A 13,490-nucleotide genomic window follows, 5' to 3' on the forward strand; every position below is an offset into this window, starting at 1 on the left:
TTAATGTAAACCATGGAGCAACTTTCGGCTTACGACCTACTTTGTGGCAAAGGAATCATTTTAGACCACAAGTAAAGCTAAAATAGGTCAACAATTTTTACTTTGCAGGGTCAAGCGTCCATCCAGGTGCTAGTGCATCGATTGTACTCTCTTCAGGAAAAATTGTTGCCGATGAAGTCATGCTGTATGATGGTATAAACTTCTCCTCATAATCAATTGTTGAAACATTACTATAGAAACTAAATTGAAAGGAAGATATTCATGAAAAAATATACCCAATGGCCCGTAATTTATCTCATCGCATTTGCTGTAATGATCTTTCTGAATTACTGGTCTGCCACTAATGTTGGGATTGTCGCAAACCAAGACCCTGCACTTATTCAACCTGCCGGCTACGCTTTCTCCATTTGGGGAATCATCTACATACTCACTTTTATTTGGATCATTCACTTATTCTTTAATCGTCAAAAAGCACAACAAGTAGTAGATAGATTAAGTTTTCTGCCTGTTATCAATTTCTTACTGAACGGTTTTTGGATTATTGCATTTACCCAAGAATGGTTGCTTATTTCTACAATCATTATTGCTTTATTACTCATCAACTTAGTCAGCATATATACAAGATTATCGGATATAAATAGCCGACACTGGCTTGATCGTTTACCATTCTCTATTTACTTTGCTTGGGTAACTGTTGCAACAATTGTCAATATCTTCACCTGGTTTATCGGTGCCGGCATTAATTCTTTCATTGGACTTTCCGAGTTATCTTGGACCAACATCATGCTAGTAGTAGCTAGTCTATTAATGGGTTACATCGCCTTTAGATATAAAGACATTGCCTTTCCATTAGTATTCATTTGGAGTTATGTAGCGATTGTAATAGAAAATCAGTTTAACGACATTTCTTTAGCGGTTATCCTTATCATCTGTATCATTGCACAGTTAGCTAGTGCCAGTTTATTGATGAGACAGCACTTAAGCAAATAATCACCTAAATAAAAAAGCTCCCTAAGTGCACGCTTAGAGAGCTGAGACAAAAAGTATTCGCGGTTAGCAGATGGACCTGGCTAACCTTTTTTTGTGCATCCCAACAACAAACGATATACCTAGTATAAACCGGATGCAAGTAAAGCTAGGCATGATTAAATTGTAATTGCTAGCTAGGTGGATTTACAAGTGAAATATTTCACATTTACAATATATGCCGTTTTTATCACTTTCTCTACAAGGTTTTAACGAAAAAAAGCACATTTCTGTGCTTTTCATTTAATCATCTTAGAAAAAATATAGTCGCTTCCTAAAGACTAAAGGCCCAGTATAGAAAGACCAATCCTGTTATTACAGCAATAATCAAAAGAAAGATAATGATGTCCACGAAAGTATCCTTAGGATTATCACGAATCCGATCAGGTTGTTCTTTAAACCGCTCTCTTTGTCGTTGCCTAGCAGAAAGTTGTTCTAGGCGATTTCGGTCTCCATGTTTATCTTGCGCATTCATTTTTCTTCTATTAAACATTACCCCACCGCCTTCTCTTTCTCACTCGATTATAAATTGTATTCTATTATAAAGAAAACTTACCTCGCTTCAAAATATTCTACCTATGATAAGCTCATACCTGGTTTAGCGTCTAAAGCTAAAGAAGCAAATTGCTGTGTTTGGTATAAAGACTCTGCTGCAGCACCTATCATCGCCGCATTGTCACCGCAAAGGCTTAATGGCGGGAACTGTAAGGTGACTGGACGATCTAATCCTTCAACTGCAGCGGTTAATTGGCTACGTAAACCCTTATTGGCTGCTACACCACCTGCAACTAGTAAGTGGTTTATTTCTGGATATTGGTCTAAGGCAGAAATTGTCCGACCCACTAATTGATCAAGTGCTGCTGCTTGGAATGAAGCTGCTACATTGTTCATATCAAGCGTTTCATTCTTTTGTTTGGCATTATGCATATGGTTGATTACAGCAGACTTTAAGCCTGAAAAAGAAAAATCTAATGTATCTTCACCCTTCATAGCTCGCGGATATTGATAAACATCTTCCCCTTCATGAGCCATCTGGTCAATGATTTTCCCACCTGGATAAGGCACTCCGATGACACGGCCGATTTTATCGTAAGCTTCTCCTACAGCATCATCACGCGTATCACCAATTGTTTCAAAATCATTTTCTCCGCGCATAATCACTAGTTCAGTATGACCACCGGATACAACTAATGCCAACAATGGATAATCCATTGGCGCGATCAGTTGGTTAGCGTATATATGACCAGCCATATGATTAACCCCAATTAAAGGTTTTTGATGAGCAAAAGCCAAAGTTTTGGCTGCCGTAACCCCGATTAATAACGAACCGACTAGTCCAGGTCCTTGGGTTACTGCGACAGCGTCCACATCTTCCCAAGTCGCGTTACCTTCAGTCATAGCTAGGTCGATGATTTGGGTAATTTGTTCTACATGATGACGGCTAGCGATTTCAGGTACTACACCGCCAAACCGCATATGACTTTTAATTTGACTTGCGACAACATTAGACCGCATATCTGTCCCGTTCTGGACGATGGCAGCGGATGTTTCATCACAAGAAGATTCGATTGCTAGTATTGTTGCCATAGCAAAATGGCTCCTTTCAATTTGTTTTTCAGATTTTATCCACTAAATTTCGTTGATAAATAATAGCGTCGTCTAAGTCTACAGGATAATAGTTGGGACGACTAGCAATTTGTTTGAAGGCTAGTTTTTCGTATAGTTGTCGCGCAGCTTGATTACGACTGCGGACTTCAAGGGTCACTAGTTTACCTTTATTTTGGGCAAAATAAAGCAATGCCTCTTCAAGCAACCGGTAGCTAAGCCCTTGTCTACGGTAATCAGGCAATATGGCAATATTGAAGAGCTCTACCTCATCAAAAATTAATTGAAAATGCGCTAGTCCAACAATTTCTAAGTTTGCTGGATCGCGCATAATAAAGAAATGATGGTATGGATTATTGAGACTGGCATCAATGGCATTTGCAGACCAAGATAAATCCGTTGAAAAGGCTTGGTGTAAGCTAGCATGGAGAACAGTAGCCATTTTGCCTACATCTTTAGGATCTTGAGTTTTAGCCCATTGATAGTCTAGATGGTCGATTTGCACGGGTTACACCCCTTCGACAATTTCGATTTGCTCGACATTAATTAGGGGCGCTAACCGCATTTCGAAAGCATCTTCGTCGTTGTCTGAGTAATAGTTCTCTTTAGTATCACTTTCGTAAAATCCAAAACGTTGATAAAAACGTTGTGCGCCATGGTTTGAGGCTCTGACTTCAAGGGACATAGCGTTGCGGTCCAGCTGTTTGGCACAGTCGATGGCCCGGTCCAGTAAGGCGGTCCCAATCCCGATTGATTGGTAATCTGGATTTACGACCAAGTTTGAAATATGGACATCCGTCCGGTCACGGCGACAGCCAATAAAGCCTACTAATTCTTCACCTAAGAAGGCTTGAATGTAATAGGTGTTAGGATTTTGGGTCATATCATATAAGAAGTCACGTGCCGTCCAAGAAACGACTTGATGATAAGCGCGATATTCAATATCAACCATTTGATGAATCACTGTCGTATCTTGCACAACAAAAAAGATAGATTGTCCATCTGGCAAGGCGATTGATTGTTTGTCTAATGTTAAATCAGCTACTAGAGATTTTTTCATGGTAAATAACACCTGTCGATTAAAATTTTTGAAAAATGCTTTAATTTGTTCTCTCCACGTACGTGCCTTCATCTGCCTTAGCCTCCTCAGGATTTTGAGCGACCCAGTTTTCTTCAGCTTCTGATAATTTTGCGTAATCCGGAATAAATGTCTCGACGTCCACTTGTTTCAGTGGTAGCGCGCCTAAATGTCCTGCATGTATTAAACCAAATTCATTTGGGAAAATGATTGCTCGGTCGCCAAATTGGGTTTCAATGTCTTGGCGGAAGGCTTCAATATCAGGGCTGACAAAATTCAGCGGTAAGCTTTGTAAGTCCGGATTGTCTTTTAAGTAGGTCTCAACTTGGTCTAAAAACTGGATAAATTGGCCGTGTGATGTTGTGAATAGTGGCGTAAAACGGTTGCCTTCTCTAAGGTAAACAGTCGCAAAAGCCGTCTTTCTCCTGGCATCGATGAATGGGACGATTAAAGCTGGGCCACTTATTGCTTGCACGTTGCCCGCTAACGCCATCAAGGTTGGTAAGGTAAACAAGGGAATGTTTAGCGTGTTGGCCATGGTTTTGGCTGCTGTTACCCCAATCCGCAATCCTGTATAAGAGCCCGGTCCCTCTGTAACAACAATGCCTTCAAGGTCACTTGGTTGCCAACCGATTAATTTGAACATACTGTCAATTAAGGGAAGCAACTGGGTTGAATGTTTAATTTTGGTATTGGTGGTCGTTTCTGTCACAACCTGGTCCCCATCACGTAGGGCGACACTAAGAGCTTGAGTTGATGTATCAATTGCTAAAGTTTTCATAAAACCACCTTATCTAGACTAAGTACGACATAGACCAATTCAATGATAGGACTCGCACCTTTTTTAACGTCGGGTCTCGCACCCTTTTTAGTTGAGCTCGCCAGGGCAGACAGGTGTCCGCTTCAGAATAGTTTGTTTCACACTTTGTGTGATACGGCACTATTCTTCCATCGTCTCCTGTCTAAACGCCCTGTCTCACATCCTTTTTCTTAGTATATCAAATTCTACCTTTTAAATGTAAAAACAATTGATGTTCTTATAGGTTTTGTCCTATTTGTTCATCAATTGTTTTCTTTGATATTCATATGTTCGACCTAGCCATTATCAATTGTATGGCCTAAATCTTTTTGCATTTTATGATAGTCTTCTTTTGAGATGTTAAATACTAATAAGTACGCAATAAATACCAATCCAAAGCCAAATAAAGGGAACAGGATTGACATGTTGTAGATTGCACTCACATTTGATGCGGTCCAAGTTGTTGCATTATTCAACTCTAATGAAGGTGCTGAGAATGCAATTAATAATGGTACGGCTGCAGATGAGAATGCTGTACCGATTTTACGACAAAAGATATATGAAGAATATAACGATCCGTCTGAACGGAAGCCTTGTTTCCATTCATTGTAGTCAATTGCATCTGAAATCATTGCCCATGATAATAATTGGAAACCGAATGTAAACATATTCGCTAAGGCCATTAAAGCAATCCAAATATATACATTTTCTACTGGGAATAATAACATTATGCCGTAAATGACCAAACTAGCAATCAATGGCACAATGATCACTTGGCGTTTACCAAATTTACGAACTAGTGGTGTAATCAATAAAACACCGATTGCCAAAGGAGCGATTTCAATTAAAGTAAACCAAGAGAATAATGCCCCATCGTTATATTTCACTTGTAAAGTCATCTGGTGTAATTGTGATGCAGAGTAGATAAATATCGTTTGAGCGGTACCAGCAATAATCTGTGCAATTAGGGCGCGGTTTGAGAATAATGTTTTGAACGTTTTGAAGATTGACGGTTGGTTTTTGATTTGTTCCATATCTGGCTGTACACGTTCTTCTACATTTGAATATAACAAGAAGAATGAGATTAAAGCGACAACCCCTAAACCTAACATTACTGGGAACATTAATTGCCCTTGGAATTGTGATACGACTTGACCGTCGACTACTTTATTTTGATATACGATTAACGGAATAATCGCTACTGGTAATTTGGCAACCCCAGCACCAATTGAACGTGCTGTAGAAAGCTTTGTACGACCTTCAGATGAGTCAGTTACTACTGAGTTTAAAGTACCATAAGGGATATTTACTAAAGTATAAGCAAAGTCCCAAGCCACATAAGAAATGGCACAGACAGCTAACTGCACACCATAGCCCATTGATGAGGTATCAAAGTATATAAAGGCTGAAATGATGGCTAGCAATGGACCCCCAACTAAAATGAATGGTTTATATCGGTTACCTTTATAAGGTTTAATCCGGTCAGAGAAATAGCCAACCAATGGATCATTCACAGCATCAAATACACGTGTCAGAATCATTAAGGCGGCAAAGTGTGTCGCTTCGATTCCAATGTAAGATACATAGAAAATTGTAAGGTAGTAAGTTACAACAGAATAACTTAGATTACAACCAAAGTCTCCAAAGAAGTAACCGATAATGTCACGGAAGCCAAATGGGCGCTTATCAGTTGCATCCATCGTCGCCGAATTTTCGTACGAGTTGCTCATTCTATTCCTCCTGTGTTTGCGAAATTTATCTTCTTCCCATTGTTACAAGGCTATTTTAACAAATAAATTTAAAGATTTTGTCGAATATTGCAACTTTACATAATCTTCACAAGAAACTAATATATATAATAAAGCATATGGTTTGAGAATTATTTTATCTGTTTGAACATACGCTTATGAAACTCAAAGAAAAGATTTATTGTTAAGCAATACAAACTTATTATTTGTCGAAGTTATAGAAGTTTCACATCACAGGAAAATAATGATTTTAAATACGTAATATGGCCTTTTATTATGTCTATTATTCCATGAATTGCCGCGGCTGAAACTACCTAGCATGCCTTCGTGGGGAAAGAGGATGGTTTGACGTATGTCATTCTGTTTGGTGATTACGCCTTACAGAGTGTATAGCCAGCCAAGCCCTTAGACCAAGGCTAAGGGCGGTCCCATAGCAAAGTCGAGGGCTGTTGAAATACTAAAATACAAGTAACAATCTAAGAATTCTGAAACAATGATAAGCAACGAAAGCCAGTCAAATGTTCTTGAAGTTATCATATAAACGACCTATTCCTTACTTGATTCGAATTCGAAAGGATGATATACTCAATTTGTAAATTAATTCGAATTAGAAATAACAACCTAAAAATGATTATTGATTTTTACATTGCTAATCCAAAACCCTACTTTCAAGGAGGATTTCCTTTGACTGAAATTATTGAGAAATTGCACCATATCACCGCTATTGTTGGTGCTCCTAACCAAGTTTTTAAATTTTACCGTGACATCCTGGGTCTTCGTTTAGTCAAGAAAACCCTAAATTACGACGACCCTTACACTTACCATTTATATTTCGGTAACAATGAAGCTGACGGCGGGACCATCATTACCTTCTTCCCTTGGGAAAATAACCACCTTGGTCAATTGGGTGACGGTCAAGTGGCGACCACTTCTTTTGCTATTCCAGCTGGCAGTTTAGATTTCTGGGCTAACCGCTTGGAAGCCAAAGGCATTCAATTTTCCCGCGGTAGCCGTTTTGACAATGAAACAATTCTCGTCAAAGATTTCCATAATTTAAATATTGAGCTGGTTGAAAAGGATTGGGGTAAGGCCAATACTTACGCAGTCGACGACATTACGCCTGAAACAGCTATTCAAGGTTTTGCTGGTGCGGTTTTATATAGTCACCGCCCTGACCATACGGTTGAATTGTTCGACCAAGTTTTCGGTTGGCATAAGGTGGGCGAGGACAGCCAATATATTCGTCTACAAGCACCTGGTGAACGGAAGGAATGGCTAGATATTCGAAAAACCGCTGATTCTTTTGGTAAAATGGCTATCGGTACAGTTCACCACATCGCCTTTGAAGTGGCGGACGAAGAGGCCTTAAACTATTGGCTAGAAGTGGCCCAACAACGTGGTTACCACACTAGCGATATCAAGAACCGTGACTATTTCAAATCCTTATACTTCCGCGAGCGCGGCGGCATTTTGATTGAATTAGCGACTGCTGGCCCAGGTTTTACTTGGAACGAGACGTTTGAAGAACTTGGTAGCCAATTATTCTACCCAGCCAAACATGAAGCGATTATCGACCAAATTAAAGCCAACTTGACACCCCTAGATTTCTAAAAAGGAGTTCATCTATGAGTTACGAATATATTTATCAAGCAGCAGAAAACCAAGCTGAAGCCAACACCCTACTACTTTTACACGGTACAGGCGGAACTGAGCACGATCTACTAGACATTGTCCAATTTATCGATCCCAATGCCAACATCCTATCATTGCGCGGTAACGAGCCTGAAGGACCCATGAATCGTTTCTTCAAACGCCACGGTGAAGGCAACTTAGACATCGAAAACTTGAAATACCATGCCAAAGACCTGTATAATTTCATAGGAGCCTTGGCAACGGAAAAAGGGTTCGATCCAGCTAAAGTAGTGCCAATTGGTTATTCAAATGGCGCAAATATTGCTGGCGGTGTTTTATACCTATTTGACAACCCTTTTAAGGGCGCGATCTTACTCCACCCTATGGTACCATTTAGAGATGGAACTATGCCCAACTTGACGCACACACCTGTCTTTATTGGTGCTGGTTTCAACGACCCAATCTGTGCGCCAAGCGAAAGTGAAGAACTTAAAACCAGCCTAGAATCGGCTGGTAGCCCAGTTACCCTTCATTGGGAAAACTACGGCCATTCCTTATCTATGCCTGAATTACAAGCAGCGAAAGGATGGTACGCTACCGCTGTTGGCTAATACAAAAAAAGGAATGATAATCAATGGATTCTGATCAATTATTAAAACGCATTAACGAGCTAGCTGCTAAGAAAAAAGCTGGCACGATCACTGAAGAAGAACTAGTTGAACAAAAAGAGTTGCGCCAAGTTTACTTGAAACAATTCCGTTCAGCCTTCAACGACATTATTTTAAACACGCGGGTAATCGACCCTGAGGGTACTGATGTGACACCGCAAGCCGTTCGCGACGCCAAGAAAAAACAAGCCGATAAACAAGAAACAAAGACTGAAGATTCAACAAATATAGATAAATAAAAGCTAAATATCAAAAAGATGGGTATCACCTAGCAAACCGGTGATACCCATCTTTCTATTAAATTAAGCTAAAATATTAGCACCATTTGATTGAATGACATCACGGTACCAGAAGAATGAATCTTTACGTGAACGGTCAAATGTTCCGTTCCCCTGGTCATCTGCGTCTACATAGACGAATCCGTAACGTTTAGACATTTCAGAGGTTGACGCAGATACTAGGTCAGTACAGCCCCAAGGTGTATAACCCATTAAGTCAATACCATCTTCAATGGCTTCGTGCATTTGTTGGATGTGTGACTTCAGGTAGTTGATCCGGTAGTCGTCATGAATTGAACCATCAGACTCGACTTTATCGAAGGCACCTAAACCATTTTCCACGATAAATAATGGTACTTGGTAACGGTCATATAATTTGTTTAAGGTAATCCGTAAACCAACTGGGTCGATTTGCCACCCCCAGTCAGAGGCTTCTAGATAAGGGTTTTCTTCTGAAATAGAGAAGTTACCTGCAGTTGCGCCTGCGCCTTCATCCGGATTGTGGCGCGCAATTGATGACATGTAGTAAGAGAATGACATGAAATCAACTGGATGAGCTGCTAAGATATCTTCGTCTCCCTCAGCCATTTCTACATGAATATTGTTTTCTTTGAAGAAACGTTTGGTGTATGCTGGGTATTTACCACGTACTTGAACGTCTGAGAAGAACAAGTTTTCATGGTCTTTGTGAATCGATTCCATAACATCTAATGGGTTTGGCGTTGCTGGATAAGCTTCCATACGTGCTAACATCATCCCTACCTTTAAATCTGCTTTTAATTCATGGGCAAATTTGGTTACTAAAGCAGAGGCTACAAATTGATGGTGAGCTGCTTGGTACATGTCTGATAAGTTTTGTTTACCATCTTCAAATAATAAAGCACCACCTACATATCCGGAAATCCCCATAATATTAATTTCGTTGAAGGTTAGCCAGTATTTCACCTTATTTTGGTAACGTTCTAGAACTGTTTCACCGTATTTAACGAATAAATCAATTACTTCACGGTTCTTCCAGCCACCATAATTTAAGGCAATGCCGATCGGTGTTTCATAGTGGGATAAAGTCACTAATGGTTCAATACCGTATTTCAAACATTCATCAAAAACGGCATCGTAGAAAGCTAATCCTTCTTCATTTGGCTCTTTATCATCACCATTCGGGAAGATACGTGACCAAGCAATGGATAAACGGAAAGTTTTATAGCCCATTTCAGCATACAAGGCAATATCTTCTTTGTAGCGGTGGTAGAAGTCAGAACCCCAACGTTTAGGGTATAAGCCTTCTTGATCTTCTAATGCAAAAAGTACGCGCTCACGATTCATCGGTGCAGCGAAATCCGAAATATTCTTCCGGTCTTCCGGTGCCACCGCTACCGCTGTATCAGAGGTCGCTGGCCCACGACCTCCTTCATTCCAAGCGCCCTCAAATTGATTGGCAGCTGTTGCCCCGCCCCATAAAAATCCTTGTGGAAATGCCTTGTCTGTCATATAATCCCTCTTTCTTTAATGCTTTAGTGTCTATGCAAATACTTCAATTAACTCATCTGTAAAGGAAACTGTACCTGCTTCAGTAGTTGCCACATTTGTATAAGCCGGTGTATTGGTAATGATGACAGGTGTAGTTACTTGGTAACCAGCCGCCTTAATCGCTTCAATATCAAAGGATACTAACGGGTCCCCCACTTTAACATGGTCACCTTGTGCCACGTGCGCTTCATAGAATTTACCTTCTAATTCAACAGTATCCATACCAATATGGATTAAAATTTCTACCCCATCATCTGTGATAAAACCAATCGCATGTTTCGTTGGAAAAAGAATTTGCACTAGTCCATCTGCCGGAGCTGTTACTAAACCTTCACTTGGTTCAATCGCAATCCCTTGTCCCATTGCCCCAGTAGCAAAAACTTGGTCATCTAGTGAACTTAAAGGCACGATATTACCTTGTAATGGACTATTTAAAATTTGATCTTTAGCATCTGACACACTAGCAGATACTAAGACAGGTTGGTCATCACTTGCAGTTACTTCAGTTGCACTAACTGTTTCGTCATCCCCATATAAAGTAGGTACTTTAACAAACATTTGTACTGCAAAGGCTAATACAATTGCGATTACGGTACCGATTGCTAGATGAATAACAGAATGGAATGAACCTGTCGCTGGGTCAATGTAAGCTGGATATAAGAAGATACCCATACCACCCATTGCATAACCAGTAACGTTAAAGATTGATAAGTAAACGCCGACAATACCTGAAACGATACATGAAATGATGAATGGTGTACGCATCGGTAAAGTGTAACCATAGATTGCTGGTTCAGTTACTCCAAAGACTGCTGAGATTAATGTAGGTAAAACACCTTTTTTGACTTTGTCTTCTCTTGTTTTAAGGTAAATAGCAGCAAGAACCCCAACTTGAGTGAAACATGGTAATACTGTGGCTGTCAGGATAACTGATGAGCCATTTTGTGCCATATCCAAAATTGCAATTGGTACAAGACCCCAGTGCAAACCAAACATTACCATTACTTGCCATGCTGCTCCTAGAATAAATCCATAGATAATTGGGCTAAAGTCATACACTGCTTGGAAAGCAATTCCAATCCAATCAGAAGCTGTATTCGCGATGGGTCCTACTAATAAGAAAGTTAATGGAATAGTAACTAATAATGTAACCATAGGTACTGCGAATAATTTCAAGACATCTGGTGTGACTTTTTTCATAAATTTCTCGATCTTAGAAGCCACAAAGATAGCTAGTAAGATTGGTAATACGGTATTATAGTAGCCACCCGCTGGTAAGGTAAAGTTCAAACCGAAAATATTGGTTGCTTCAGTTAATGATTCAGCTAAACCTGGATAAACTAACGCACCCGCAATCGCAACAGCTGTATAAGTATTCATTCTAAATTTCTTAGAAGCGGATACTGCTAACACCATTGGTAAGTATTGGAACAAGCCGTCTCCGATAGTGTTCATCAAGATATAAATACCTGATGTTGTATCTACACCAGTTGCCGCTAGTAGGGCTGTTACCCCTTTTAAGATACCGGCAGCCGCTAAAGCGCCTAGGAATGGTTGGAATAAACCGGAAACAATATCGATAAACCGGTCGAACAAGTTACCTTTATCGCCATCGTCATCAGCGTCTACTTCGCCACCATCAGCAAAGTTTCCTGCTTTTAATACTTCTTCATATACTTCGGGTACGTGGTTACCGATAACGACTTGGTATTGTCCACCAGCTTGCATGACTGTTACCACACCATCACGTTTCTTCAAATACTCTGTATTGGCTTTGCTTTCGTCTTTTAAATAGAAACGTAAACGCGTCACACAGTGTCTTACTTCCTTAACATTTTCCTTGCCTCCGACTTTGTCGACAATATCTTCTGCTAATTGAGTGTATTTCGCCATTTTCTCTACTCCTCTTCTTTTATAAAATCTAACTGACTATTGATATAAAAAAGACCCACAAATCTATTCCTGAAATACCTTAGGATGGGCGTATGTGTAGGGAGGTACACACACGCCTATCCTAAGCTACTAATAAAATAGAAAATGCAGGTCTTGCCGGCCGAACCGTAACGAATCCAGTATTTTTCCGTAACTAGATATTATTTTATTTTTTTCTATTAGCTGAATGGCTCACAAGATTACCAATATGTAGGATTAAATATAATAATTCCATGTCATTGACTTGCCAGCCCTTGGCTTCTAATAGGTATTCCTTAATTTTATCGGCTGCTTCTTTCTCTTTAGGATAGGAAATGAAGGCCAATTCAACCATTCGGTCATTTTTAACCGGTTGATCATTTTCTTGCTCTTGTCCCTGTCGTATTAAGTAGTATCGAATATGGGTAACAAATCGTTGAAAATATACAGAATTTTCATCGATATCAATATTCGTGGCAAACTGAACAATTCGAATAATATCATTGGTCAACTCCATCTGCTCATAAGCAGATTGGTTAGCCGTTCGGTCCAGTTGCGCGTTTACAAAATGTAGGGTGATTGCAGCGACTTCTGTTTGCGGAAAATTCGGTGACAATTTTTGTCGGACCAAGTCCACCGCTTCTTCAGCGATTGCATACTCTTTAGGGTAAATTCTTTTGATTTCCCATTGCATGGGGTTCATCAAGTTCGGATCTTGTTTTTGCTGATGAATCGCAAACAAGATATGATCGGTAAGTGTGAGGAAGAGATTGGGATTAAAGGCTACATCCATTTTTTCTTTAAATAAGGATACGATTTTATAAATCCAATAAATTTCTTCATCACTGGCATTTGTCATCACCATCAAAATGTGTTCGAGATCAACGTCTCCTTCTGGATAATAACGTTTTTCAATGTTGTTGCCATCGATTGGATCGCCAACCTTGGCTTGGAAGCCTAACCCTTTTCCAATTAAAATCATTTCACGTCCGTCATCATCACTTGAAAACACGACATTATTATTAATTCTTTTTACGATTTTAAAACAAGTTTCCCCACATCCTCTCTTGATGTATTGATGAGAACAAGTCCTTATATACAAAAAAGACCAGAGCATAAAAGTATAGCTATTAGTCCCAAGACTAATCTGCGATAACTTTGATGCCTGGTCTTGCCGGCCGAGCCGTAACTAATCCAGTATACAGAGTACTTGTT

At 39.8% G+C, this 13,490-nt stretch carries 13 protein-coding genes; 4 read left to right on the forward strand and 9 right to left on the reverse strand.

Translation table 11 applies throughout. The features are described 5' to 3' along the window. Window positions 1-261: 261 nt before the first annotated feature. Window positions 262-990: a tryptophan-rich sensory protein gene (locus AWM74_RS03970; RefSeq protein WP_026465152.1), complete on the forward strand. Its 729-nt coding sequence runs from the start codon at window positions 262-264 to the stop codon at window positions 988-990. Between the two features lie 310 nt (window positions 991-1,300). Here the strand turns inward: AWM74_RS03970 and AWM74_RS03975 are convergent, their stop codons facing one another. From AWM74_RS03975 to AWM74_RS04000, 6 genes are all read right to left on the reverse strand, one after another. Beyond that, a complete protein-coding gene (locus tag AWM74_RS03975) occupies window positions 1,301-1,519 on the reverse strand; it encodes a hypothetical protein (RefSeq protein ID WP_026465151.1) in 219 nt (72 codons plus the stop codon). 83 nt (window positions 1,520-1,602) lie between these two features. After that, window positions 1,603-2,613 carry a tRNA (adenosine(37)-N6)-threonylcarbamoyltransferase complex transferase subunit TsaD gene (gene tsaD, locus AWM74_RS03980; RefSeq protein ID WP_026465150.1) on the reverse strand — a complete coding sequence of 337 codons (1,011 nt, stop codon included), beginning with the start codon at window positions 2,611-2,613 and terminating at the stop codon, window positions 1,603-1,605. 28 nt (window positions 2,614-2,641) lie between these two features. Further along, the gene (gene rimI / locus AWM74_RS03985) at window positions 2,642-3,136 is read right to left on the reverse strand and encodes a ribosomal protein S18-alanine N-acetyltransferase (RefSeq protein ID WP_026465149.1); all 495 of its coding nucleotides are present in this window, start codon (window positions 3,134-3,136) and stop codon (window positions 2,642-2,644) included. Window positions 3,137-3,139: 3 nt separating this feature from the next. Further along, window positions 3,140-3,763 carry a ribosomal protein S18-alanine N-acetyltransferase gene (rimI, locus tag AWM74_RS03990; RefSeq protein ID WP_026465148.1) on the reverse strand — a complete coding sequence of 208 codons (624 nt, stop codon included), beginning with the start codon at window positions 3,761-3,763 and terminating at the stop codon, window positions 3,140-3,142. Continuing rightward, entirely contained in the window at window positions 3,732-4,490 is a 759-nt protein-coding gene (gene tsaB, locus AWM74_RS03995; protein ID WP_026465147.1) for a tRNA (adenosine(37)-N6)-threonylcarbamoyltransferase complex dimerization subunit type 1 TsaB, read from the reverse strand. Before tsaB ends, rimI (AWM74_RS03990) begins: the two co-directional genes overlap by 32 nt. A gap of 314 nt (window positions 4,491-4,804) precedes the next feature. Further along, entirely contained in the window at window positions 4,805-6,238 is a 1,434-nt protein-coding gene (locus tag AWM74_RS04000) for an MFS transporter (RefSeq protein ID WP_026465146.1), read from the reverse strand. Between the two features lie 702 nt (window positions 6,239-6,940). Here AWM74_RS04000 and AWM74_RS04005 point away from each other — a divergent pair. From AWM74_RS04005 to AWM74_RS04015, 3 genes are read left to right on the forward strand one after another with little or no spacing between them, the layout of a single operon-like run. Further along, window positions 6,941-7,867: a VOC family protein gene (locus tag AWM74_RS04005; protein ID WP_026465145.1), complete on the forward strand. Its 927-nt coding sequence runs from the start codon at window positions 6,941-6,943 to the stop codon at window positions 7,865-7,867. Window positions 7,868-7,881: 14 nt separating this feature from the next. Beyond that, window positions 7,882-8,499: an alpha/beta hydrolase gene (locus AWM74_RS04010; protein WP_026465144.1), complete on the forward strand. Its 618-nt coding sequence runs from the start codon at window positions 7,882-7,884 to the stop codon at window positions 8,497-8,499. A 23-nt stretch (window positions 8,500-8,522) separates the two neighbouring features. Further along, a complete protein-coding gene (locus AWM74_RS04015; RefSeq protein WP_026465143.1) occupies window positions 8,523-8,795 on the forward strand; it encodes a DUF896 domain-containing protein in 273 nt (90 codons plus the stop codon). Between the two features lie 63 nt (window positions 8,796-8,858). Here AWM74_RS04015 and AWM74_RS04020 read toward each other — a convergent pair whose 3' ends face one another. The 3 genes from AWM74_RS04020 to AWM74_RS04030 form a co-directional block, all read right to left on the reverse strand. Continuing rightward, on the reverse strand, window positions 8,859-10,325 hold the full coding sequence (locus tag AWM74_RS04020) for a glycoside hydrolase family 1 protein (RefSeq protein WP_026465142.1): 1,467 nt from the start codon (window positions 10,323-10,325) through the stop codon (window positions 8,859-8,861). Window positions 10,326-10,355: 30 nt separating this feature from the next. Further along, window positions 10,356-12,257 carry a beta-glucoside-specific PTS transporter subunit IIABC gene (locus AWM74_RS04025; RefSeq protein ID WP_026465141.1) on the reverse strand — a complete coding sequence of 634 codons (1,902 nt, stop codon included), beginning with the start codon at window positions 12,255-12,257 and terminating at the stop codon, window positions 10,356-10,358. A gap of 205 nt (window positions 12,258-12,462) precedes the next feature. Further along, window positions 12,463-13,257 carry a PRD domain-containing protein gene (locus tag AWM74_RS04030; protein WP_236702849.1) on the reverse strand — a complete coding sequence of 265 codons (795 nt, stop codon included), beginning with the start codon at window positions 13,255-13,257 and terminating at the stop codon, window positions 12,463-12,465. Between the last annotated feature and the right edge of the window lie 233 nt (window positions 13,258-13,490).

This window comes from Aerococcus urinaeequi, from assembly GCF_001543205.1.
Classification (GTDB): Bacteria; Bacillota; Bacilli; order Lactobacillales; family Aerococcaceae; genus Aerococcus; species Aerococcus urinaeequi.

Coding starts and splice junctions, on each gene's coding strand:
- tsaB (WP_026465147.1), bottom strand. CDS start 4,490: ATGAAAACTTTAGCAATTGATACATCAACTCAAGCTCTTAGTGTCGCC.
- AWM74_RS04000 (WP_026465146.1), bottom strand. CDS start 6,238: ATGAGCAACTCGTACGAAAATTCGGCGACGATGGATGCAACTGATAAG.
- rimI (WP_026465148.1), bottom strand. CDS start 3,763: ATGAAGGCACGTACGTGGAGAGAACAAATTAAAGCATTTTTCAAAAAT.
- AWM74_RS04025 (WP_026465141.1), bottom strand. CDS start 12,257: ATGGCGAAATACACTCAATTAGCAGAAGATATTGTCGACAAAGTCGGA.
- AWM74_RS04010 (WP_026465144.1), top strand. CDS start 7,882: ATGAGTTACGAATATATTTATCAAGCAGCAGAAAACCAAGCTGAAGCC.
- AWM74_RS03970 (WP_026465152.1), top strand. CDS start 262: ATGAAAAAATATACCCAATGGCCCGTAATTTATCTCATCGCATTTGCT.
- AWM74_RS03975 (WP_026465151.1), bottom strand. CDS start 1,519: ATGTTTAATAGAAGAAAAATGAATGCGCAAGATAAACATGGAGACCGA.
- AWM74_RS04020 (WP_026465142.1), bottom strand. CDS start 10,325: ATGACAGACAAGGCATTTCCACAAGGATTTTTATGGGGCGGGGCAACA.
- tsaD (WP_026465150.1), bottom strand. CDS start 2,613: ATGGCAACAATACTAGCAATCGAATCTTCTTGTGATGAAACATCCGCT.
- AWM74_RS04015 (WP_026465143.1), top strand. CDS start 8,523: ATGGATTCTGATCAATTATTAAAACGCATTAACGAGCTAGCTGCTAAG.
- AWM74_RS04030 (WP_236702849.1), bottom strand. CDS start 13,257: ATGATTTTAATTGGAAAAGGGTTAGGCTTCCAAGCCAAGGTTGGCGAT.